This is a genomic window from Desulfurispora sp. (genome assembly GCF_052744395.1).
This window is the reverse complement of the sequence record NZ_JBRAJI010000019.1, coordinates 1-23,168: the sequence shown is the minus strand read 5'-3', so window position 1 is coordinate 23,168 and position 23,168 is coordinate 1. Positions and strand designations below refer to the sequence as shown.

24 protein-coding genes are annotated in these 23,168 nt (G+C 63.2%); 23 read left to right on the top strand and 1 reads right to left on the bottom strand.

Annotated features, from left to right (window positions below):
- The first annotated feature begins 91 nt into the window (after positions 1–91).
- The 16 genes from iorA to prmC all read left to right on the top strand — a co-directional run bounded on the left by iorA (position 92) and on the right by prmC (position 17,231).
- Entirely contained in the window at positions 92–1,864 is a 1,773-nt protein-coding gene (gene iorA / locus ACUVTU_RS06840; protein ID WP_445889213.1) for an indolepyruvate ferredoxin oxidoreductase subunit alpha, read from the top strand.
- Positions 1,857–2,441 (top strand): indolepyruvate oxidoreductase subunit beta, encoded by a 585-nt coding sequence (locus ACUVTU_RS06835; RefSeq protein ID WP_445889212.1) that lies wholly within the window; start codon positions 1,857–1,859, stop codon positions 2,439–2,441. Before iorA ends, ACUVTU_RS06835 begins: the two co-directional genes overlap by 8 nt.
- A 514-nt stretch (positions 2,442–2,955) precedes the next feature.
- Positions 2,956–4,641: an arginine--tRNA ligase gene (gene argS / locus ACUVTU_RS06830; protein WP_445889211.1), complete on the top strand. Its 1,686-nt coding sequence runs from the start codon at positions 2,956–2,958 to the stop codon at positions 4,639–4,641.
- A 100-nt stretch (positions 4,642–4,741) separates the two neighbouring features.
- Positions 4,742–4,909 (top strand): XapX domain-containing protein, encoded by a 168-nt coding sequence (locus ACUVTU_RS06825; RefSeq protein ID WP_445889210.1) that lies wholly within the window; start codon positions 4,742–4,744, stop codon positions 4,907–4,909.
- Positions 4,910–5,093: 184 nt separating this feature from the next.
- Positions 5,094–6,701: a CTP synthase gene (locus ACUVTU_RS06820; protein ID WP_445889209.1), complete on the top strand. Its 1,608-nt coding sequence runs from the start codon at positions 5,094–5,096 to the stop codon at positions 6,699–6,701.
- Between the two features lie 270 nt (positions 6,702–6,971).
- Positions 6,972–7,388, top strand: coding sequence for a response regulator (locus ACUVTU_RS06815; protein WP_445889208.1), 417 nt, complete (start codon positions 6,972–6,974; stop codon positions 7,386–7,388).
- Positions 7,389–7,561: 173 nt separating this feature from the next.
- On the top strand, positions 7,562–8,416 hold the full coding sequence (locus ACUVTU_RS06810) for a class II fructose-1,6-bisphosphate aldolase (RefSeq protein WP_445889207.1): 855 nt from the start codon (positions 7,562–7,564) through the stop codon (positions 8,414–8,416).
- A gap of 79 nt (positions 8,417–8,495) precedes the next feature.
- Positions 8,496–9,149 carry a fructose-6-phosphate aldolase gene (gene fsa, locus ACUVTU_RS06805; RefSeq protein WP_445889206.1) on the top strand — a complete coding sequence of 218 codons (654 nt, stop codon included), beginning with the start codon at positions 8,496–8,498 and terminating at the stop codon, positions 9,147–9,149.
- A 289-nt stretch (positions 9,150–9,438) separates the two neighbouring features.
- Positions 9,439–9,957 carry a DUF2062 domain-containing protein gene (locus ACUVTU_RS06800; RefSeq protein WP_445889205.1) on the top strand — a complete coding sequence of 173 codons (519 nt, stop codon included), beginning with the start codon at positions 9,439–9,441 and terminating at the stop codon, positions 9,955–9,957.
- A 9-nt stretch (positions 9,958–9,966) separates the two neighbouring features.
- Positions 9,967–11,256: a transcription termination factor Rho gene (gene rho / locus ACUVTU_RS06795; RefSeq protein WP_445889204.1), complete on the top strand. Its 1,290-nt coding sequence runs from the start codon at positions 9,967–9,969 to the stop codon at positions 11,254–11,256.
- A gap of 105 nt (positions 11,257–11,361) precedes the next feature.
- The gene (locus ACUVTU_RS06790) at positions 11,362–12,279 is read left to right on the top strand and encodes a peptidoglycan DD-metalloendopeptidase family protein (protein WP_445889203.1); all 918 of its coding nucleotides are present in this window, start codon (positions 11,362–11,364) and stop codon (positions 12,277–12,279) included.
- A gap of 259 nt (positions 12,280–12,538) precedes the next feature.
- Positions 12,539–13,792, top strand: a complete 1,254-nt coding sequence (locus ACUVTU_RS06785) for a radical SAM protein (RefSeq protein ID WP_445889202.1) — start codon at positions 12,539–12,541, stop codon at positions 13,790–13,792.
- A 167-nt stretch (positions 13,793–13,959) separates the two neighbouring features.
- On the top strand, positions 13,960–14,160 hold the full coding sequence (gene rpmE / locus ACUVTU_RS06780) for a 50S ribosomal protein L31 (RefSeq protein ID WP_445889201.1): 201 nt from the start codon (positions 13,960–13,962) through the stop codon (positions 14,158–14,160).
- 96 nt (positions 14,161–14,256) lie between these two features.
- A complete protein-coding gene (locus tag ACUVTU_RS06775) occupies positions 14,257–15,150 on the top strand; it encodes a DUF1385 domain-containing protein (RefSeq protein WP_445889200.1) in 894 nt (297 codons plus the stop codon).
- Positions 15,131–16,204 carry a peptide chain release factor 1 gene (prfA, locus tag ACUVTU_RS06770; RefSeq protein ID WP_445889199.1) on the top strand — a complete coding sequence of 358 codons (1,074 nt, stop codon included), beginning with the start codon at positions 15,131–15,133 and terminating at the stop codon, positions 16,202–16,204. The genes ACUVTU_RS06775 and prfA overlap by 20 nt, the downstream gene beginning before the upstream one ends.
- Positions 16,205–16,265: 61 nt before the next feature.
- Complete coding sequence (prmC, locus tag ACUVTU_RS06765; protein ID WP_445889198.1) at positions 16,266–17,231, top strand: peptide chain release factor N(5)-glutamine methyltransferase; 966 nt, start codon at positions 16,266–16,268, stop codon at positions 17,229–17,231.
- Positions 17,232–17,272: 41 nt separating this feature from the next.
- On the opposite strand, the gene ACUVTU_RS06760 is transcribed toward prmC, so the two are convergent.
- Positions 17,273–17,941 carry a HoxN/HupN/NixA family nickel/cobalt transporter gene (locus tag ACUVTU_RS06760; RefSeq protein WP_445889197.1) on the bottom strand — a complete coding sequence of 223 codons (669 nt, stop codon included), beginning with the start codon at positions 17,939–17,941 and terminating at the stop codon, positions 17,273–17,275.
- 308 nt (positions 17,942–18,249) lie between these two features.
- Between ACUVTU_RS06760 and ACUVTU_RS06755 the strand changes: the two genes are divergently transcribed.
- From ACUVTU_RS06755 to ACUVTU_RS06725, 7 genes are all read left to right on the top strand, one after another.
- Entirely contained in the window at positions 18,250–19,311 is a 1,062-nt protein-coding gene (locus ACUVTU_RS06755) for an L-threonylcarbamoyladenylate synthase (RefSeq protein ID WP_445889235.1), read from the top strand.
- Entirely contained in the window at positions 19,308–19,847 is a 540-nt protein-coding gene (locus tag ACUVTU_RS06750; protein ID WP_445889196.1) for a manganese efflux pump MntP, read from the top strand. Before ACUVTU_RS06755 ends, ACUVTU_RS06750 begins: the two co-directional genes overlap by 4 nt.
- A 10-nt stretch (positions 19,848–19,857) precedes the next feature.
- Positions 19,858–20,331 (top strand): low molecular weight protein arginine phosphatase, encoded by a 474-nt coding sequence (locus tag ACUVTU_RS06745; RefSeq protein ID WP_445889195.1) that lies wholly within the window; start codon positions 19,858–19,860, stop codon positions 20,329–20,331.
- 159 nt (positions 20,332–20,490) lie between these two features.
- The gene (gene rpiB / locus ACUVTU_RS06740) at positions 20,491–20,940 is read left to right on the top strand and encodes a ribose 5-phosphate isomerase B (protein ID WP_445889194.1); all 450 of its coding nucleotides are present in this window, start codon (positions 20,491–20,493) and stop codon (positions 20,938–20,940) included.
- 72 nt (positions 20,941–21,012) lie between these two features.
- Entirely contained in the window at positions 21,013–22,254 is a 1,242-nt protein-coding gene (gene glyA / locus ACUVTU_RS06735) for a serine hydroxymethyltransferase (RefSeq protein WP_445889234.1), read from the top strand.
- A gap of 130 nt (positions 22,255–22,384) precedes the next feature.
- Positions 22,385–22,849, top strand: coding sequence for a deoxycytidylate deaminase (locus ACUVTU_RS06730; RefSeq protein ID WP_445889193.1), 465 nt, complete (start codon positions 22,385–22,387; stop codon positions 22,847–22,849).
- The coding region (locus ACUVTU_RS06725; RefSeq protein ID WP_445889192.1) for a hypothetical protein at positions 22,850–23,168 on the top strand (319 nt) is incomplete at its 3' end.

The window sequence follows — 23,168 nt, the reverse complement described above, 5'->3', positions numbered from 1 at the left end:
GAACTTCAGTCTGTTACTCCAGACAGGCTTGCTCAGGAAAAACACACCAGTAAGTATACACCATAGCATTAGCCAAAGGCAGGTGTTATAGATGACCCGCAAAATGATGACGGGCAATGAAGCCATTGCCCGGGGGGCTTACGAAGCCGGCGTGCGCCTGGGGGCGGGCTACCCCGGCACCCCCAGCACCGAAATCCTGGAAAACTTCGCCCGCTACCCGGGCATCTACGCCGAATGGGCTCCCAACGAAAAGGTGGCCCTGGAAGTGGCCATCGGTGCCTCCCTGGCCGGGGCCCGCGCCCTGGTGACCATGAAGCACGTGGGGGTGAACGTGGCCGCCGACCCGCTGCTCACCCTGGCCTATACCGGGGTGAACGGCGGTCTGGTGCTGGTGGCCGCCGACGATCCCGGCATGCACAGCTCGCAAAACGAACAGGACACCCGCCACTACGCCCGCCTGGCCAAAGTGCCCGTGCTGGAGCCCTCCGACAGCCAGGAGGCCAAAGACATGGTGGGCCTGGCCCTGGAGATAGCCGAGCGCTTCGACATCCCGGTCATCCTGCGCACCACCACCCGGGTGGCCCACTCCCAGAGCTTCGTGCAACTGGGAGAAAGGCAGGAGGCCGAACTGCGCCCGTACCAGAAGGACGTGCAGAAATGGCTCATGGTGCCCGCCTTCGGCCGGCTGCGCCGCCAGTCCCTGGAGCAGCGGCTGAGCGCCTTAAAAGAGTACGCCGAAACCGTTCCGGTGAACAAAATATACCCCGGCGAGGGCAAAATCGGCGTGATCACCTCGGGCATCAGCTTCCAGTATGTCAGAGAACTGCTGCCCGGAGCCAGCATCCTCAAGCTGGGGCTCACCTACCCGCTGCCTGAGCAGTTGATTAGAAAATTTGCCGCCTCCGTGGACCGGCTGCTGGTGGTAGAGGAAGTGGAACCGTTCCTGGAAGAGCACCTCAAGCAGTGGGGCATCACCTGCGAAGGCAAGGCCATCTTCCCGGCCGTGGGCGAGTTCAGCACGGCCCTTTTGCGCCGCTGCCTGCAGCAGGCCGGCATCCTGCCCGCTGCGGCCGCAGCCGGCGCCCCCGATCTCTCGGACATGCCCGCCCCGCCGGTGCGCCCGCCCGTGCTGTGCGCCGGCTGCCCGCACCGTGGCGTCTTCTATTTGCTCAGCAAAATGAAACTGCTGGTGACCGGTGACATCGGCTGCTACACCCTGGGCGGCCTGCCCCCCCTGGCCGGTATCGACAGCTGCGTGTGCATGGGGGCCAGCATTGGCATGGCTCACGGCATCTCCCGGGTAGCTCCCGGGCTGGCCCGCCGCACCGTGGCCGTGATTGGCGACTCCACCTTTATGCACTCGGGTCTCACCGGGCTGGTCAATGTGGTCTACAACCGGGGCAACAGTGTAGTGCTCATTCTGGACAACCGCACTACGGCCATGACCGGCCACCAGGACCACCCGGCTACCGGGCGCACCCTGCTGGGCCAGGAAGCCCCGGCGGTGGATCTGGAAGCGCTGGTGCGGGCCCTGGGTGTGAACCATGTGGCCACTGTGGACCCGCTGGACTTGAAAGCGCTGCAGCAGGCCCTGGAAGAAGCCCTGGCCGCCGACTGCCCGGCTGTGATCATCGCCCGCCGGCCCTGTGTGCTGCTGCGTAAACTGCCCCCCCACCCGGTGGCGGTGGACGAGGAAAAATGCACCGGTTGTAAAACCTGTCTGAAATTGGGCTGTCCGGCCCTGTCCGTGGTGGACAAGAAATGCCGGGTGGACAGCATCGCCTGTATCGGTTGCAATCTGTGCGTGCAGGTGTGCAAGTTCGCCGCCCTGCAGGCCGCCCAAAGGGGGGAGACCAATGCTTGAAAAACTGGACATTCTGCTGGTGGGCGTGGGCGGCCAGGGTACCATCCTGGCCAGCAAAATTCTGGTGCATGCCGCCGCCGCGGCCGGCTATGACATCAAAATGTCGGAAATCCACGGTATGGCCCAGCGGGGAGGCAGCGTGGTCACCCATGTGCGTTTGGGCAGTGCGGTGAGCTCTCCCATGGTGGAAGAAGGGCGTACCGATATCATCCTGGCCTTTGAGCAGCTGGAAGGGCTGCGCTGGCTAAGCTACTTAAAGCCGGGCGGCACCATGATTCTGAGCAGCCAGGCGATCTATCCCGTGCCGGTGCTGGCCGGACTGGCCGCCTATCCGGAGAACATTCCCGGCTACATCGCCGCCCGGGTACCCGATACGCTGGTCATTGACGCCCTGCAGGCCGCCCTGCAGTGTGGCAATGCCAAAGCGGCCAATGTGGTGCTGGTGGGGGCGCTGGCCGCCCGCCTGCCCCTGGAGCGCGCCCTGTGGGAGCAGGCGCTCCAGCAAACCGTGCCGCCGCGCCTTTTGGAGGTCAACCTGGCCGCCTTCGCCGCCGGGTATGAGTACCGGAAGGGTTGAAAAAACACGGTGATGTTTACCTTTGCCTAGTTGATTTTGTAGCTAACTGCTCTGATATACCTTATAATTAATTAACGGGAATAACTGGTACAGGACGGGCCTCACCTGCCGGGGATGGTTACATCCATGAAAGGGGGTGAGGCGGGATGCTTACAGTAAACGATGCTGTACAAATAGCTATTGCGCTATTGCTCCTGCTTACCCTCGTTGTTCAGCTAACCAACAGGGGTAAATAAAACCAAAACCTCTGAAACTGTTGCCGCAGCTTCAGAGGTTCAAGGTAAATAAGCCCTGGTAGGTGGGCACACGAGCCGCTTCCTGTTACCAGTATTCCCATTTTTATTATCCATCAGTCGCAACGCTCTGTCAAGACACGGCCCGCTCTGGCGGGCCGGTTTGTTTTCCCCCGGCCGGAGATCCCCAAAGCTCTGGCTTTTCCCCCGCATTCGTACTATAATTTTACCATGATTTACGCCAAGACCTATCCACATCGCAGTTAAGGAGTGCATCCAGTATGAACTACCTGGTAGAAAGAGTGCGCGGCGGCATTGCGGCCGCCCTGGAAAAAGCCGTCCGGCGGGCTGTGGCGGCCGGTGAACTGCCGCCTATGGAAATGCCCGCCTTTGTGGTGGAAGTGCCGCGGGAGAAAGAACACGGCGATTTCGCCACCAACCTGGCCATGCTGCTGGCCCGGCCGGCCCGCCGTGCTCCCCGCCAGATTGCCGAAATCATTCTCAGCCACCTGCCGGCAGCCGCTTTGCCGCTGCAGAAAACCGAGATAGCCGGGCCCGGCTTTATCAATTTTTACCTGCGCCCCGCCTGGGTGCTGGCCGCTCTGCCGGAAATCATCGCTGCCGGGGAAAACTACGGCCGGCTGGACCTGGGCCGGGGGCAGAAAATCCAGGTGGAGTTCGTTAGCGCCAACCCCACCGGTCTTCTGCACATGGGCAATGCCCGGGGAGCCGCCCTGGGCGACAGCATTGCCGCTCTGTTGGACTTTGCCGGCTATGAGGTGACGCGCGAGTTCTACATCAACGATGCCGGCAACCAGATCCTGCACTTTGGCGCTTCCCTGGAGGCGCGCTATTTGCAGCAGCTGGGCTACGACGCCGCCGTGCCCGAGGAAGGCTACCACGGCGAGGATATAGTGGATACAGTGAAAAACTTCATTGCCCTGCACGGCGACCGCTATCTTAAGGCCAGCCCGGAAGAGCGACGGGCCGCCCTGACCGAATTTGCTTTAAATGAAAAATTAACAGCCATTAAAAATTCCCTGGCCAATTTCGGTGTGCATTACGATGTCTGGTTTTCCGAGCAAAGCCTGCACGACAGCGGCAAAGTGCAGCAGGCCATCGACATCCTGCGCCAGCGCGGTTACCTGTACGAACATGAATCCGCTCTTTGGTTTAAGGCCCGCGAGTTCGGCGTGGAAAAGGACGAAGTGCTGGTACGCCAGAACGGCATTCCTACATACTTCGCTGCCGACATCGCCTACCACATGAACAAGTTCCAGCGGGGCTTTGACCGGGTCATCGACATCTGGGGGGCCGACCACCACGGCCACGTGCCGCGCATGAAAGGGGCGGTGGCTGCCCTGGGCTACAACCCGGACAACCTGCAAATCATGATCATGCAGCTGGTGCGGCTGTACAAGAAGGGCGAAATTGTGCGCATGAGCAAGCGTACCGGCCAGTTTGTCACCCTGGACGAACTGGTGGAGGAAGTGGGCCGGGATGCCGCCCGCTACTTCTTTGTTATGCGCAGCGCGGACAGCCACCTGGACTTCGACCTGGATCTGGCCCGCTCCCAGAGCAACGAAAACCCGGTCTACTACATCCAGTACGCCCACGCCCGCATCTGCAGCATCCTGCGCCAGCTGGCCCAGCAGGGGGGCAGCCTGCCCAACCCGGCGCAGGTGGACTTAAGCTGCCTCACCGCCGAGGCCGAACTGGCCCTGGCCCGCCGCCTGGCCGACCTGCCTGAGGAGATCGCCCTGTGCGCCCGCGACCTGGCCCCCCACCGTCTGGCCCGCTATGTGCACGAGGTGGCCGGCCTGTTCCACAGCTTTTACAACAGCTACCGCGTGCTCACCGAAGACGAACGGCTGACAGCGGCCCGCCTGGTGCTGGTACAGGCCACCCGCCAGGTGCTGGCCAACTGCCTGCGCCTTTTGGGCCTTTCCGCCCCGGAAAGCATGTAGAGCCCGGAAAGCAGGGGCAATCCGGCCGGAGGATTTGACCACCGGCCAGTGCTCCCGGCGCTGCCGCCGGCTGCTCAATAGAATGCGAGGATGATTACCGGTGCCAGAAACAGTTAAAGATATTCTGCTCTCCATCCTGGCCGGTTTTGTAGTGGGGGCGCTGTTTGCCCGGCTGCGCCTGCCCGTGCCCGCTCCGCCCACCCTGGCCGGGGTGATGGGCATTGTGGGACTTTTCCTGGGCTACTGGCTGGTTTCCCGCCTGAATTAAGCTGTGGAGATAAGAGAGGGAAAGTGAGCAGGGTAATACTCGCTTTACCGGGCCAGGCCCAACCGGCTATTGGGTTAAGAAATGTGTTGTGGAAGTTGTTGACTTGTCTCATGCAGGCCATTAGAATAGGAAAAGTGAGCCCAAGACAAGATCAAATTAACATACCAGAAAGCGGGAGGCTAGCATGGCCAAGTTCATCTTTGTCACCGGCGGGGTGGTGTCCTCCCTGGGCAAGGGGATTACCGCCGCCTCGCTGGGACGTTTGCTCAAAAGCCGTGGCTTGAAAGTTGCCATCCAAAAGCTGGATCCATACATCAACATCGACCCGGGCACCATGAGTCCCTACCAGCACGGCGAGGTGTTTGTGACCGACGATGGGGCGGAGACCGACCTGGACTTAGGACACTATGAGCGCTTTATCGACATCAACCTGACCCGCAGCAGCAACGTCACCACCGGGGGCATCTACTGGTCGGTGCTGAACAAGGAGCGCCGGGGCGACTACCTGGGAGCCACGGTGCAGGTCATTCCCCACATCACCAATGAAATCAAGGAGCGGGTGCGCCGCCTGGCGGTGGAAGGCGCTCCCGATGTGGTCATTACCGAAATTGGCGGAACCGTGGGGGACATTGAATCTCTGCCTTTCCTGGAAGCCATCCGCCAGTTGCGCACCGACATGGGCCGGGAGAATGTGCTCTATATCCACGTCACCCTGGTGCCCTATTTGCGGGTGGCCAACGAGTTCAAAACCAAGCCCACCCAGCACAGCGTCAAGGAACTGCGCAGCATCGGCATTCAGCCCGACATCATTGTCTGCCGCACCGAAAAGCGCTTTTCCCGCGAGCTGGCCGACAAGATCGCTCTCTTTTGCGATACCGACCGGGATGCGGTTTTTCAGGCGGTGGACGCGCCCTCCATCTATGAAGTGCCCCTGATGCTGGAGGAAGAGGGGCTGGCGGACAAGGTGATCAGCCGCCTGGGCCTGCGCTGTCAGCCGCCCGATCTGGCCGAGTGGCGGGACATGGTGCAGCGCATGAAAAGCCTTTCCCGCACGGTCACTATCGGCCTGGTGGGCAAGTACGTGGCCCTGCCCGATGCCTATTTCAGCGTGGCCGAGGCCCTGCGCCATGCCGGACTGCACCACGGTGCGGCGGTGCAGATCAAGTGGATCAATTCCGAAGAACTGGAAGGGCGGGCCGTGGAACCCTATCTGGAGCAAGTGCACGGCATCCTGGTGCCGGGCGGCTTTGGCGACCGGGGCATCGAGGGCAAGATCAGCGCCATCCGGTACGCTCGGGAAAGGGGCATTCCCTTCCTGGGCATCTGCCTGGGCATGCAGCTGGCCGTGGTGGAGTATGCCCGCCATGTGCTGGGCTGGGCCGATGCCAACAGCGCCGAGTTCAGCCAGGATACCCGGCACCCGGTGATTGACCTGCTGCCCGAGCAGAAGGATCTGGACCGCATGGGCGGCACCATGCGCCTGGGCCGTTACCCCTGCCGGCTGCTGCCCGGTAGTCTGGCCCACCGGGCTTACGCTGAGGAAATCATCTATGAGCGGCACCGCCACCGCTACGAATTGAACAACACCTACCGGAATGAGCTGGCGGCGGCCGGCCTGGTTTTCAGCGGCACTCTGCCCGACGGCTATCTGGTGGAAATTGTGGAGCTGCCCGGTCACCCCTGGTTTTTAGGTACCCAGTTCCACCCCGAGTTCAAGTCCCGTCCCAACCGGCCCCATCCCCTGTTTCGGGAATTCGTGGGTGCCGCTCTGGGCGGCTGCGGCAAGTTCTAGTCTGCCTTGTTTCGACAACATTTACCCGTTCAGATCACCCGATTACAGCCCGCCGGTGTGCGCGGCTGTTTTTTTTGACAAGAAAATACAAGAAAAATTTTCCTCGGCAGGCGGCCGGGCCGGCAGGATTAACCGTTCAGGATGCAGAAAAGGAAAAACTGACTGTTTAACAAATTACCTGAACAGCAGCCTGAACATTTAATGGGGCAAACCGTGCCTGGAGGGAGCATGTAGCTTAAGGGGTATTAAAGGGGGACGGTGAGAGAGCCGATGGGCGGAAATGTTAACAGCGTACTGGTGGTGGATGATCAACCCGGCCTGCGCCGGCTGCTCTGTGAAGCGCTTGCCGATGTGTGTCCCTGCGTTCTGGCTGCCGCCGGTGGACGGGAGGCGCTGGTGATGATCGAATGGCACCGGCCGGCCGTTGTGCTGCTGGATTTGAAGATGCCGGGCCTGGACGGGGTGGATACCCTGTGCCTGCTGCGCGAGCGCTACCCCGACCTGGCAGTGGTGGTGATGACGGCTTACAGTGAACTGGAAACATTGAAAAACATCAAGGAACTGGGAGTGAGTCACTATCTGGCTAAACCCTTTGACATCCACGAAGTGCGCTATCTGGTGAAAGGCCTGCTGGCCAGAGCGGGTCAGCAGCGCGGCGGCAGGTGGGGCACCGCCGGAGGTGCCTGAGCCCGAGGACTGGTCCGGCGGGCTGACCCGCAGGGTTCGGTCCGCGGTCATGCTTGGAAACAATGGTAGCGGGATATGATATGATTGGTGATAAAACTGTAGGTATAGGGAATCCTGCTGACACCAGTATCCATTTCCAGCAAACCAACATCAGCAAGGAGGTTTGGTCAAACATGCCTTTTGTACCGGTTGACGTGTTGCTCAAACGGGCCGAGGAAGGCCAGTACGCCGTGGGCGCCTTCAACTGCAACAACATGGAGATTGTACAGGCCATTGTAGCGGCCGCCGAGGCCGAAAGGGCGCCCGTAATTTTGCAGGCCAGCCAGGGGGCCATCAAGTACGCCGGTCTGGACTTCATTGTGGCCATGGCCCGCCAGGCTGCCGAAAAGGCCAGCGTGCCCGTGGCCCTGCACTTGGACCACGGCACCAGCTTTGCCCAGGTGATGCAGTGCATCCGGGCCGGTTTCAGCTCGGTGATGATTGACGGTTCCAAACTGCCCCTGGAGGAAAACATCGCCCTCACCCGCCAGGTGCTGGCCGTGGCCCGGGCGGTGGGCGTATCGGTAGAAGCCGAGCTGGGTAAAATAGGTGGTACCGAGGACGACATCAGCGTGGCCGATTGGGAAGCCATGCTTACCGACCCGGAGGAAGCCAGGTACTTTGTGGAGCAGACCGGCGTGGACAGCCTGGCCATCGCCATCGGCACGGCCCACGGCCGCTACAAAGGGGAGCCCCGGCTGGATTTCGACCGGCTGGCCAGAGTGCGCTCCCTGGTCCAGGTGCCCATTGTGCTGCACGGCTCCTCGGGCGTGCCCGATGAGGCCATCCGCCGGGCCATCGCATTAGGCGTGCGCAAGGTGAACATAGACACCAACATTCGCGAGGCCTTTGTGGCGGCTGCCCGCCGGGTGGTGGACGCCCATCCCGAGGAAATCGATCCGCGCAAAATTCTGGGCCCCGCCCGGGAGGCGGCTACCGAAATCATCCGGGAGAAGATCCGTCTGTTCGGCAGCAGCGGCAAGGCGTAAGAACAGAAACCCCCCGTTGCAGACAATTCATATGATCGGGCTGAATAAAGCTGATTGCCGGAAAGGGGCGTAAGAGCGCTTGCAACTGTTTCTGGATACCGCCAACATTGAGGAGATCAAACAGGCCGCATCCCTGGGTGTCATCAGCGGCGTCACCACCAACCCTTCCCTGATTGCCCGGGAAGGACGTGACTTCAAGACCGTGGTGCGCGAAATCACTGCCCTTGTGGACGGCCCTATCAGCGCTGAAGTGATCAGCACCGATGCTGCAGGCATGGTGCGCGAGGCCGGGGAGCTGGCCCAAATCCACCCCAATGTGGTGATCAAGATCCCCATGTTGCCGGAAGGCCTGAAAGCAGTGCGGGAGCTGGCCGCCCGGCAGATCCAGACCAATGTCACCCTGGTTTTTTCGGCCAACCAGGCCCTTTTGGCCGCCCTGGCCGGTGCCACCTATGTCAGCCCCTTCGTGGGACGCTTGGATGACGTCAGCCAGGAGGGCATGCAGCTGATTGAGGAAATCGTCACCATTTACCACAATTACCGCTTCAGCACCCGCATCATCGCTGCCAGCATCCGCCACCCCCTGCATGTGCTGCAGGCGGCCCTGGCCGGTGCCCACATTGCCACAGTGCCCTATGCTGTGCTGATGCAAATGTTCCGGCACCCCCTCACCGAGGCGGGGGTGGAGAAATTCCTGGCCGACTGGAAAAAAGTGCCCGGGGTAGCGAAATAATCAAAACGGGTGTGCCCAGGCGCACCCGTTTTCTGTTGCCAGCTGCGGCAGCGGGTATCCCACGGCGCCGGCCTGGTCCAGCCGCCCTGCTGCAGCCGGCCGGGCCAAACGGCACTTGACGGTGCGTTTGCCGGCGGTTATACTGTACTTGCCCAATAAGCGCGGATAGCTTTTGTGCGGCTGTCCGGCCGGGCGGTTTGGTGTGGCCGCGTCCGGTGCTGGACGGGTGAGGCGGCCCGCAGCGGCACAATACGACAGGAGGCACCTTGAGCACGCCGTGAGGGAAAAATTGCCAGGCTACTGGCGCAGCGCCGTACAAAAAATACTCGCTCTCTCCGAATCGCCGCAGCGGGTGGCCCTGGGTGTGGCTCTGGGACTGGCCCTGGATTTCCTGCCTGTACCGGTGATCAGCATCCCCCTGGCCTACTTGCTGGCCCGCATTCTCCGCTTCAGTCCTGCTGCCGCTGTGGTTACGGTGGTCTTTTTCAAATGGGCGGTTCCCCTGTTTTTTACCCTGGATTATATGGTGGGAAGGCTGCTCCTGGGAGCCGGTGCCGCCAGCGGTCAACCGGTGTGGCAGGGCATGCCCAACACCGGTCACCTGCACCCGCAGTACTGGCTGAACTGGCTGGGCCATCTGGGCCGCCCCTTTATCCTGGGAGCGGTGCTGAACGCTTCTCTGGTCTTCATCCTGAGCTATGCGCTTACCTACCGTTTTCTGAAATGCCGGCAGCGCAGTAAACCCCGGAAAAAACTCCGTCTCAGTCCCCACCGACCCAACCCAGTAAACCACAAAGCGAGGTTATAATTTCCCACCGTGAGCAACAGTGAATACGAAAGCAAAACCATGCAGGAGCTGTATAAAATAGCCCGTGAACTGGAGATACCGGGCTATTACCGTCTGCGCAAAAAAGAACTGATCTTTGAAATCATGAAGGCGCAGACCGAGAAAAACGGGCTGCTTTATGCCAGTGGGGTGCTGGAGATTTTGCCGGAGGGTTACGGCTTTCTGCGCCCCTTCAAGTACCAGCCCAGCAATGACGACATCTATGTATCGGCCTCCCAGATCCGCCGCTTCGACCTGCGCACGGGGGACCGGGTGGCCGGTCAGGTACGGGGCCCCAAGGACAGCGAGCGCTATTTCGCCCTGCTGCGCGTGGAGCAGATTAACGGCATTGCCGCCGAAGCAGCGCTCAACCGCCTGCATTTCGACGGGTTCACTCCCCTGTACCCGCAGCGGCGCATCCGCCTGGAAACCAGCCCCGACAAGTACGCCACCCGCATCATCGACCTGCTGGCTCCCATCGGCCGCGGCCAGCGCGGCCTGATTGTCGCCCCGCCCAAAGCCGGCAAGACCATGCTCTTAAAAGAAATTGCCCACAGCATTCGCTCCAACCATCCCGAGATTTACCTGATTGTGCTGCTGATTGATGAGCGGCCGGAAGAAGTCACCGACATCGAGCGCTCGGTGGACGGCGAGGTGGTGTCCTCTACCTTTGACGAGCCGGCGGAAAACCACGTCAAGGTGGCCGACATGGCTCTGGAAAGGGCCAAACGCCTGGTGGAGCACAAATACGATGTAGTGATCCTGATGGACAGCATTACCCGCCTGGCCCGCGCCCACAACCTGGTGGTGGCGCCCAGCGGCCGCACCTTGAGCGGCGGGGTGGATCCGGCCTCCCTGCACCGGCCCAAGCGCTTTTTCGGAGCGGCACGCAACCTGGAAGAAGGGGGCAGCCTGACCATCCTGGCCACCGCCCTGATCGAGACGGGCAGCCGCATGGATGATGTGATCTTTGAAGAGTTCAAGGGCACCGGCAATATGGAACTGATCCTGGACCGGCGCCTGGCCGACCGGCGCATTTTTCCGGCCATCGACGTGGTGCGTTCGGGTACCCGCAAGGAGGAACTGCTGCTGGAAAAGCACGAATTGGAGTGGGCCTGGCACTTCCGCAAGGCGGTGGCCGGCATGACTGCCCTGGAAGCCATGGAACTGCTGCTGGACCGGGTGAAAAAGACCGGGAGTAACGCGCAGCTCATCCAGACCTTTCGCCCTCCTCGCCGCACGGTAATCAATCCCCCCCCTGGCGACCCCAAACGCATCTAAAAGCCCGGGAGCCCGCTTTTAAGCCCGGCCGGGGCCTCTCGACCGGACGGCCGGTGTATAAACCGCCTGCAATATGGTTATACTTACCGGTTGAAGGTGGTGCAAATGCTAAAACACAACATCTGCGACATTCCCCGGGCCATCTGGCGCGCCGCCCGCGCGCGGCGCCAAACCATATTATTCCTGCTGTTATTCCTGGCTCTGGTGACCGCCGGCTTGCCGGCGCCCTGTGCCGGCAGTCTGGAAGAAAGGCTGGTGGCACCCGGTCAGGCCGAAACCGGCTGGTGGTTATACCAGGTGCAGCCGGGTGAGACTTTAAGCGAACTGGCGGTGCGCTTCGATCTGCCCCTGGCCAGCCTGCTCAGCATCAACCAGCTGTCCGACCCGGACTGGCTGCCGGCCGGGCAGGTGCTGAAAATCCCTGCCGGGGAAATACCCTACCGGGTGCTGCCGGGCGATACGCTCTGGGCGGTGGCCCGGCTCTTTCAAGTAGATGTGCAGGAATTGGCGCGCTACAACGATCTGGCCAGCGCCGACTTTTTGCCGGCCGGCCAGCTGCTGTACATCCCCACCGGTCGTGCGGCCGTCATGGCGGCGGAAGAAGCGGGACCGGGCAGCCGGGGCGGACAGCGCCTGGAACTGGCTCTGAGCTGGCCCGTAACGGGCTGGGTTAGTTCGCCCTACGGCCTGCGCCAGGGGCGACCCCACGAGGGCATGGACATCGCAGCCGATTATGGTCAGCCCATTCGGGCGGCGGCGGCCGGGCGGGTGGTCTTTGCCGGCCCGCGCGGCACCTACGGATTGACGGTAATCATTGACCACGGTGCCGGCTGGCAGACCCTGTATGCCCACGCCAGCCAGCTGCTGGTGAGCGAGGGGCAGGAGGTAGCCGCGGGCGAGACCGTGGCCCTGGTGGGCAGCACCGGGCGTTCCACCGGCCCCCACCTGCACCTGGAAGTGCGTCACCACGGCGTGCCCTTAAACCCGGCCCGCTACCTGCCGAACGCCGGTGGGTATGCGTAAAACAGGATAGCGCTGCAGCGTAACGAGGCGGGTGTGCCTTTCCTGAACGAGCCCGTCTGGAGTACCGGTTGCAGCACCCGGCGAGGGCGCGGCAGCGGGCCGGGAGGTGCGGACAAGGGATATTTTGTATGTGGATCTGATTGACGACCGGACAGCTTACGCCCATAATTTACTTGGAAGGGGGTAGGCAAGGCCGGTTGTTGTGTTTTTACGCAAATGGTTTTGGGTTAATAATGACCATTTCAAAAGGATGAGTTAATTGCGCCTGTTATATTGCGATGAGCAAGGAAACTTTTTCGATCACCCGTATTTGAAAGCCGCCGGCCGCAGCGGTCGCAGCTTTGCCCAGCTGACGCCGGACGATTTGCTCCCCCTGCCGGACGGGGCTTCTCTGGTCATGCTGCCCGGCTGCCAGCCGGTGGGCCTGAAAAAAGGCCGCCTGGTGCGCATGGACAGCGATCCCCGGGGCGGCGGGCCGGTCTGGGCCGTAGGGGCGCTGTTGCCCCAGGGCTACACCCGCACCTGGCTGCCCGGCTATGTCCGGCCTTCGGGGACAAATCCCCTGCCCCTGTACGGCTACACCGCGGTGGCCTGGTACAAAGACCGGGTGTGGGTGGCGGCGCGGCAGACCGACGACCCGCAGCGCTGGGACCCGGCCAATTATGACGTGCCCGCTTTGCCCCAAATGGTTCAGCGGCGCCTTGCGGCCGCGCCGGGCAACCGCATCCTGGCCCAGCTGGCCACCTGCACCCTGCAGTACCGGTGCTTTACCGCCACCAACATCTTTTTGCAGCGCTGGGAGGGCGGCGTGCCGGTTTCCCCGGCCTGCAACGCCCGCTGTCTGGGCTGCATCTCGCAGCAGCCCGCCGGTTGCTGCCCGGCGCCCCAGGCCCGCATAACTTTTCAGCCGGCGCTGGCCGAAGTGGTGGAAGTGATAGGCGAGCATCTCCAAGCTGCCGGCCCGGAGGGTATTATCAGCTTCGGTCAGGGGTGCGAGGGCGATCCGGCCCTGGCCTGGCCGCTGGTGAGTGAGGCTATAGAGCAGGTGCGGCGCCAGGTCACCCAGGGCACCATCAACATGAACACCAACGCCGGGCACACGGCGGGCGTAGAGGCCATCTGCCGGGCCGGCCTGGATGCCCTGCGGGTGAGCATGATCAGCGCCCGGCCGCAAGTTTACCACGCCTACTACCGGCCGGCGGGCTACCAGCTGTCCGACGTGTTCCGGTCCCTGGAAGCGGCCCGCGCCCTGGGGGTACATATATCCCTGAATCTGCTGGCCCTGCCCGGGCTGACCGACCTGCCTGCAGAAATGGCCGCCTGGCAGGAATTTTTGCAGCGCGGCGCGGTGGACATGGTACAAATACGCAACCTGAACATCGACCCGGACTACCTGCTGGAGCGGCTGCCCGGGCTGGAAGGGGAGCAACCGGCCGGCATGGAGGCCTTCCTGCAGATGCTGGGGGAAATTCCCGGCCTGAAAGTGGGTAACTTTACCCATCCACGCTGCTGATGCGGCCGGATGAACCGGCGGGCGTCCGCTTTTCGAGGTAACCCTGCGGCAGCAAAAAGCCGATCAATCTGTTGCTCGCACCGGTGGGCTGTGTTATAATACTGAGGTGTGTAAACTGTTAAACCCTGACAGTTGGAATAACCTTTATTCCGAAAGAGGTGAGCCCTGTGAAAGAAGGCATCCATCCCCAATACCAGAAAGCGCGCGTTGCCTGCGTGTGCGGCGAGACCTTCGAGACCGGTTCAACCAAAAAAGAGCTGCGGGTGGAGATTTGCTCCAAATGTCACCCGTTCTACACCGGCTCGCAGCGCGTTGTGGAGACGGGCGGTCGGGCCGACAAGTTCCGCAAAAAATATGGCCTTAAGTAGCAGAGATAGCAGAGCCGGGGCTCTGCTATTTGCTTACCCGCACTTTTCTTTGACACTGCGCGGCCCGGGTCGTGCGGTGGGGAAAGGGGGAAATAAATGCCAGCCGACTTTCAGTACGGCGGCCAGGCCGTCATTGAAGGCGTGATGATGCGCGGCCGGACCAGCCGGGCGGTGGCCGTGCGGGTGCCCGACGGAAGAATAGTGCTGGATCAAAAGCCGCTTTCTTCGGTGACCGGGCGTTATCCCTGGCTGAAGAAGCCTTTGGTGCGCGGCGTGGTGGCTCTGGTGGAATCGCTGCTGCTGGGCCTGGAGGCGCTCAACTTTTCCGCCAACCAGGCCCTGGGCGAGGAAGAGGAACTGCGCCCCTGGGAGACCTTTTTGACCATGGCCCTGGCCTTCGGCCTGGCCGTGCTGCTTTTTGTGGTGCTGCCCACCGGCGCGGCGCACTTTTTGCGCCAGCAGGTGCCGGGCGTATTCTGGCAGAACCTGCTGGAGGGAGCGGTGCGCCTGGCGGTGTTCGTGTTGTACATCCTGATCATCGCCCGGCTGCCCGACATCAAGCGCGTCTTTCAGTACCACGGTGCCGAGCATAAAGTGATCAATGCCTACGAGGCCGGCCGGCCGCTGGCCGTGGAAGAAGTGCGTCCTTTTCCTACTTTCCACCCCCGCTGCGGCACCAGTTTCATTCTGATTGTGCTGGTGCTGAGCATTTTTCTGTTTGCCGCCCTGGGACACCAGGTGCTGTGGTGGCGCATTCTCTCTCGCGTGCTGCTGCTGCCCGTGCTGGCCGGGGTGTCCTACGAATTGCTCAAGCTGTCCGCCCGTTATGCCGCTTCGCCTGCGGCCGCGCTGCTGCTGGTACCCGGACGCTGGCTGCAGAGCCTGACCACGGCCGAGCCCGACGACAGCCAGATGGAAGTGGCCATCGCCGCCCTCCGGGCAGTATTGCAGGAAAGTGAGGATGCAGTCCATGCTGGACAAACTGGATAAAATAGAAAGCAAGTACGAAGAACTGGAAAAACTGATCAGCGATCCGGAAGTCATTGCCGACACCCCCCGCTGGCAGCAGCATGTCCGGGCCCATGCCGAGCTGGCCGAAATTGTGGCTACCTACCGGGAATACAAGAAAGTGCGGCGGGAGCTGGCCGAGGCCCGGGAAATGCTGCGCGAGGGCGGTGAACCGGACTTTCTGGAAATGGTCCGGGAAGAAGCCGCCGGGCTGGAAGAGCGCCAGGCGGAACTGGAGCAAAAGCTGAAAGTGCTGCTCCTGCCCAAAGATCCCCATGACGAGAAAAACGTGCTGGTGGAAATCCGGGCCGGTACCGGCGGCGAGGAGGCGGCCCTGTTTGCCGCCGACCTGTTCCGTATGTACACCCGCTATGCCGAGCGGCAGGGCTGGCGAGTGGAGATCATGAACTCCAATCCCACCGATCTGAACGGTTTCAAAGAGGTCAGCTTCATGATTGAGGGACGGGGAGCGTACAGCCAGCTCAAATTCGAAAGCGGCGTGCACCGGGTGCAGCGCGTGCCCACCACCGAGTCCAGCGGCCGCATCCACACCTCGGCGGCCACCGTGGCCGTGCTGCCTGAAGCCGAAGAAGTGGAAGTGGAGATAAACCCGGGCGACCTGCGCATTGACCTGTTTTGCTCCACCGGTCCGGGCGGCCAGTCGGTGAACACTACCCAGTCGGCGGTGCGCATTACCCACCTGCCCACCGGCATTGTGGTCTCCTGCCAGGACGAAAAGAGCCAGCACAAAAACAAGGAAAAGGCTATGCGGGTGTTGCGGGCCCGCCTGTACGACCGGGCCCAGGAGGAGCAGCGGCAGAAAATTGCTTCGGCCCGCAAGTCCATGGTGGGTTCGGGGGACCGCAGTGAGCGCATCCGCACCTACAATTTCCCCCAGAACCGGGTCACCGATCACCGCATCAACCTGACCACCCACCGCCTGACCGAGGTGCTGCAGGGCGACCTGGATGAGATCATCGAGGCGCTGATCACTACCGACCAGGCCGAGCGCCTGCAGCAGGTGGAGCAGGGGTAAAACGCTCAGGAAGCACACACCCGCTACTTTTTTCGGGAAGCTGCCAGCAGCCTGTGGGACCATGCAGCACGGATTGGGGGGGTGCCAGCTGGATATTGCTACCGCGTTGTTCCATGCCACCCGCTGGCTGCGGCAGGCCGGCAGTGTCTCCGCCCGGCTGGATGCCGAAGCGCTGCTGGCCCACGTGCTGACCTGCGACCGGCTGCACCTGTACCGTTTTCCGGGGCAGCCGCTCGACGCGGCCCGGCAGGCCCGGTACGAGGATCTGGTGCGGCGGCGGGCGGCCGGTGAGCCGGTGGCCTACCTCACCGGCCGGCGGGAGTTTTACGGCCGGGAGTTCCTGGTTACCCCCGCCGTGCTCATCCCCCGGCCCGAGACTGAATTGCTGGTGGAACTGGCGGCAAGGCGCTGGACGGAATATGCCCGGGAAGGGGCAATCTTTGCCGAGACATTGTCCGGCCGGCCCGCGAAAGAGATGGCCGGTGGCGAAAAACAACCAGAAGCGGCCGGCCTGATTGCCGACACCGGCACGGGCAGCGGGGCCATTGCCGTCACCCTGGCCGCTCTTCTGCCCGGGGTGCGGGTGCTGGCCACGGACATTTCTGTAGCGGCCCTGGAGGTGGCCCGGCAAAATGCCGTGCGGCACGGGGTGGTCGACCGGGTGGAATTTTACCGGGGCGACCTGCTAACCGCCCTGCCGGAGCGCTATACCGGCCGACTGGCACTGATCTGCGCCAACCTGCCCTATGTGCCGGAAGGAGAGCGCGCACAGCTGCCGCCCGATGTGCTGCATTATGAGCCCCACCTGGCCCTGTTCGGCGGCCCGGACGGGCTGGACCTCTACCGGCGGCTGCTGGTGCAGGCACCGCGCTACCTGATGCCGGGCGGGCGAATGCTGCTGGAAATTGCGCCCGGACAGCCGGCCATTCTGGAGCGGGAGCTGTCCCCCGGCTGGCGGCTGTGCGGTGTGCACCCCGACCTGGCCGGCCGGGAGCGGGTGGTGGAGCTGGCCCGGGCAGGGGGATAGGGTTCGCCGGAGCGCCGTGCCGGAAAGAAGGCCTGGCTGGGCTAATGCCGGCCGCCCCAGACTGTGTACAACCCCAGCCCCAGCACCAGCAGTCCGCTTAACCCACCGAAAATCCGGCTTAAAACCGCCCCCCGCCGGTGCAGCGACTGCCCCAGGGCGATGAAGAGCAGGCCGGTGGCCGTGAGGGCCAGGGCGCTGCCCAGGCCGAAGGCCCCCACAAACAAAAGACCCGGGCCGGGTGTGCCGCTGGACAGGCCCAGTAAAAGCACCGAAACTGCTGAAGGGCAGGGCAACAGGCCGGTGGCCAGGCCCACCAGCGCGGCGCCTTTGTCCCGGCTGGGCGCAGCGCTCCGGCAGGCGGGACAGGTGCAGGCCGGTGCGGCGGGCGAGCGCCAGCTGCGCCGCAGCATGTACAGGCCCAGCAGGCCGATCAGCAGCCCGGAGCCCTGCTGCAGCATACTTTCCCAGGGCAGCGCCGCGGCGCCGCCCTGGCGGGAGAGTACATACATGGTGCCGTGCAGGCCCAGGGCCAGCAGGATTACACTGGTGCAGTGGGCCAGCGCGGATGATATGCCCAGCGCTACGGCAGAGCGCCAGGTGGCGCGGCTGCCGGCCAGATAGGCCCCCATAATGGCCTTGCCGTGCCCCGGCTCCAGGGAGTGCAGGGCACCCAGAGAAATCGCGGCCAGAAACTGCCAGAGAGTGAACAAGCAGGGTTCCTCCTCATCATTGCAATGGCTGATGGAGGTTTGCACCAGTCCTCCGGGGAAAAGTTGTGCCGTACCGGATACATACTATAAGATATGCCAAGGTAGGCGGCTGTATTTTAAAAAAGCTCGGCAGGGGTAAACTGGCCAATTGGTGTAGTGGCTGAAATATCCCTCCGAAACTTGCTTTACATAAAAACCGGCCTGAGAGTGCCACCGGTATGCGTCTGGCCTGTGTGGCCGGTATTGTTCAAAGTGGGATTTCTGGAAAGACGAGGCGAAAATAAAAATTGGAAGTAAACCTGGAGCAAATGACCGAACTGCTGGCGGTGGACCCGCAGCGGCCGGCGCCCGACGCCCTGCAGCGCGCCGGAGAACTGTTGCGGCGGGGCGGTCTGGTGGCCTTCCCCACCGAAACCGTGTACGGGCTGGGGGCCAGCGCCCTGCATGAGCAGGCGGTGCGGCGCATTTTTCAGGCCAAGGGGCGTCCGGCCGACAACCCGCTGATCATCCACATCGCCGACCCGGATGAAATGGCCGAGCTGGCTGTCGACCCCGCCGGTACCGGCCGGCTGCTGGCCCGCGCTTTCTGGCCCGGGCCGCTCACCCTGGTGCTGCCCGGTCGGGGCCGGGTGGCCCGGGCCGCTACCGCTGGTCTGGACAGTGTGGCCGTGCGCCTGCCGGCCCACCCGGTGGCCCGGGAGCTGATCCGGGCGGCCGGCGTGCCCGTGGCCGCACCCAGCGCCAACCTCTCCGGGCGGCCCAGCCCTACTACGGCGGCCCATGTTTGGGAGGATCTGGCCGGGCGGGTGGACATGATCCTGGACGGTGGGCCGGCCGGCCAGGGCGTGGAATCCACCGTGCTGGACCTGACGGTTACCCCGCCGCTGATCCTGCGTCCGGGCGGGGTCACCCGGGAGGAACTGCAGCGGGTGCTGGGCCGGGTGGAAGTGGACCCGGCGGTGCTGGACGTGGGCCGGCAGACCGATACAGAGCGGCCCCGTTCGCCGGGCCTGAAATACCGGCACTATGCCCCCCGCGCCGCCCTGTACCTTTATGAAGGGGAAGAGCAGGCCGTGAGCCGGGCCATCCAGGAGCGGCTGGACCGGGAACTGGCTGCCGGCCGGCGGGTGGGCGTGCTCTGCCGCCGCGGGCACGAGGATTTTTACCGCGGGGCGGTGGTGCTTCCCCTGGGGATGCCGGGTTATCCGGAACAGGTGGCGGCGGGGCTATATGCCGCCCTGCGCCAGCTGGACGAGCAGGCGGTGGAAATAATCCTGGCCGAGGGTGTACCGGCGACAGGTATGGGACTGGCCGTGGCCAACCGCCTGCGGCGGGCCGCCGGCGGCAATGTACTGGAGGTAGCCAATTGAGTATTGCAGCGGTGCTTTTGCTGGCAGTAGCCCTGGGAGCCGATTCCTTTTCCCTCTGTCTGGGCATCGGCCTGGCCGGCGTGCGGCGGGCCCAGGTCTATCTGATCAGCCTTACGGTTTTGCTTTTTCACATCTTCATGCCCCTTCTGGGCTGGTATGCCGGGGAATATGTGGGCAGCCTGCTCGGGCGCTGGGCCGGTTATATCGGAGCGGCCGTGCTGCTCTATCTGGGAGTGAAAATGATCCGGGGAGGCTTAAGACCCCCCGCGGACGACCCCGACCCGGTATCCCTGCATACGGCCGGGCTGCTTTTGCTGGCCGCTTCGGTGAGTATGGACGCCTTGAGTGTGGGCTTCACCCTGGGCACCCAGCGGGTCAATCTGCTGGCCACAGTGCTCACCTTCGGTATTGTGGCCGGACTGATGACCTATCTGGGGCTGGTGCTGGGCAAACTGCTGGGCCGGCTGGCCGGTGCCCGGGCCCAGCTCCTGGGCGGGCTGATCCTGCTGGGCATGGGGATCAAGCTGGTTGTGTGAGGTGAGGCGGATGAGAATTCTGTTTGTCTGTACCGGCAACACCTGTCGCAGCAGCATGGCGGCGGCCCTGGCCGAAGCCCTGCGGGATGAGTTGCCGTCCGGGGCGGAAATAGAAATATTGTCGGCCGGTACCGCCGCCCTGCGGGGTATGCCCGCCTCGGCCCACGCCGTGGCCGTGCTGGCCGAAAGCGGCATCGACTTGAGCCACCACCGGGCCACCCCGCTCAGCCGGGAACTGGTGCAGCAGGTCGACCTGGTTTTGACCATGACCCGCCAGCACCGCCAGCAGGTGCTGGCGCTCTGTCCCGAAGCGGCCGGGCGGGTTTACACCCTGGCCCAATACGCAGCCGGACGGGATGCCGATGTGCCCGACCCCTTTGGCGGCGACCGGGAACTGTACCGTCAAACGGCCCGGCAGCTGGCCGAGCTGGTGCGGGCAGCTCTCCAGCGGGCTGCCGGCCGGGATCGGGATACCGCCCGTTGAGCCCGGCCGGGGTGCGGGCAATTGTTGAAAAAATGCCCGTAAAAAATGACCGGCGGCAAGGGAATTGGCCGGCTGCTGTAGAATTAATGTACTGACCGTTCACAATCACACCCGGCCGGTGTACGGGAACCCGGCCCAATGTAAAGGAGCGCGGTGCAGTTGAAAATCGCTATTGCCGCCGACCACGGCGGCTTTCGGTTAAAACAGGAAATTGTGCGTTATCTGGAGCAGCAGGGTTACCAGTACAAAGATTTCGGCACCTACTCGGAAGAAGCGGTGGACTATCCGGATTATGCCCTGCCGGTAGCCCGGGCGGTGGCGGCCGGCCAATTTGATCGCGGGATCATTTGCTGCGGTACGGGCATCGGGGTGTGCATCGTGGCCAACAAGGTGCCCGGCGTGCGGGCGGCGCTGTGCCATGATACCTTTTCCGCCCGGGCCTCCCGCGAGCACAATAATGCCAATGTGCTCACCCTGGGCGAGCGGGTGATTGGCACCGGCCTGGCCCTGCAGATAGTGGAAACCTGGCTGAACAGCCAGTTTGCCGGTGGGCGCCATGCCCGGCGGGTGGACAAGATCACCCGGATAGAACAGGGATGCTGTAGTTGAACTTTACGGGCCGGCCCGGTGCCAGTCCGGTATTTTTTTAGAAAGGCAGTGGTGGAAAAAGTGACAGTGAACATGCAGCGGCTGGAGGCGGTGGACCCGGAAATCCACGCCGCCATACAGAAAGAACTGCGGCGCCAGCAGGAGACCCTGGAACTGATCGCTTCGGAAAACATTGTCAGCCGGGCGGTGCTGGAGGCTCAGGGCAGTGTGCTCACCAACAAGTACGCTGAGGGCTATCCCGGCCGGCGCTACTACGGCGGCTGCCACTTTGTGGACATCGCCGAGGAGCTGGCCATCCAGCGGGCCAAACAGCTTTTTAGCGCCGAACACGTCAATGTGCAGCCCCACTCGGGCGCCCAGGCCAACCTGGCCGTGTATTTCGCCCTGCTCCAGCCGGGCGATACCATTTTGGGGATGAATCTGGCCCACGGTGGCCATCTCACCCACGGCAGCCCCCTGAACATATCGGGCAAATACTTTAAGATTGCCGCCTACGGCGTGAGCGAGCAGACCGCGCAGATTGATTACGATGCGGTGCGGCAGGCCGCTCTGGCCAGCCAGCCGGCCATGATTGTGGCCGGAGCCAGCGCCTACCCGCGGATCATTGATTTTGCCCGCCTGCGGCAGATTGCCGACGAAGTGGGGGCCTACCTGATGGTGGATATGGCCCACATCGCCGGGCTGGTGGCGGCCGGCGAACACCCCAGCCCCGTGCCGTACGCCGACGTGGTCACCACCACCACCCACAAGACACTGCGCGGGCCGCGGGGCGGCATGATCCTGTGCCGGGAAAAATATGCCGCGGCCATTGATAAGGCGGTATTCCCCGGCATCCAGGGCGGGCCGCTCATGCATGTCATTGCCGCCAAAGCGGTGGCCCTGGGTGAGGCCCTGCGGCCCGAGTTTAAAGAATACCAGCGGCGCATTGTGCGCAATGCCGCCGCCCTGGCCGCGGCGCTTTTGGAGCGCGGCTTTAACCTGGTTTCGGGCGGCACCGACAACCATCTCCTGCTGGTGGACCTGCGCAGCAAAAACATCACCGGCAAGGCGGCCGAAAAAGTGCTGGACCAGGTGGGCGTGACGGTAAACAAGAACGCCATCCCCTACGACCCGCAGCCGCCCATGATCTCCAGCGGCATTCGGGTGGGTACGCCGGCCGTCACCTCGCGCGGGTTGACCGAAGCCGATATGGTGACCGTGGCCGACATCATCGACCTGGCCTTGAGTTACGGCGGCGACGCCGCCCGGCTGGCCCGGGCCCGGGAAATGGCCCGGGAACTGTGCCGCCGCTATCCCATTTATACAGAACTGTAGACCCGGCGGCGCCTTGCAGATAGTATTGGGCAAGAACGGCAACAGAGCCTGCTCAAGAGCCTGTCTGCCGGATTGGGCCATGTTTCACAAATGACAGGATCTGCTGAGGATCAGGAAGGGAGTGACGCCTTTGGCTGCCAGGCCCTCCTTTGACGAAATCTATATGGACGTGGTGGACACCATCGCCCGCCGCTCCACCTGCCTGCGCAAAAAGGTGGGTGCGGTGATTGTGGTGGACAACCGGATCATCTCCCACGGCTATAACGGTGTGGTCAGCGGCGCGCCCCACTGCTGCGACACCGGGCAATGCCTGAAAGACCTGGCTGGCCGGGAGGACTACAAGCCCTGCGTGCACGCCGAGCAGAATGCCATCTGCCTGTGCGCCAAGCGGGGGCTGGCCGTGGGCGGCGGCACCATCTATGTCAACGCCGACATCTGCCTCACCTGCGCCAAGCTGATTGTCACCTGCCAGCTCCGGCGCGTGGTGGTGCGGCGCGACTTTAGGGGCAGCGACGAAGGTATAGAATTTCTCCGCCGCCACGGCATCCAGGTGGATTTCTGGCCGCCCGGCAGCGCGGAGCAGGGGGCTAGTTAATTGACCGTTCAAGCGGTGCTCTTTGACATCGGGGCCACTCTGGTCACCGGCCCGCCTCTTTCGCCGGTTTCCCGCCTGCTGCAGATTGCCGGTTGGCCGGCACAGCTTAGGCCCGCGATCAGCCGGCTGATCATGTGCCGGGAGCTGGCGGGACCCGACGAACTGTGCCGGGAGCTGGAGCGATTAATCAGGCTGGAGGACGGGCTGGCGGCCGCGCCTCCGGTCCTGACCCGGGAGCAGCGGCAGCAGGTGGCCGAACTGTGGCGCAGCCAGCGCACTGCCGCCCGCCTGCTGCCCGGCGCCCGCCGGGTGGTGAGGC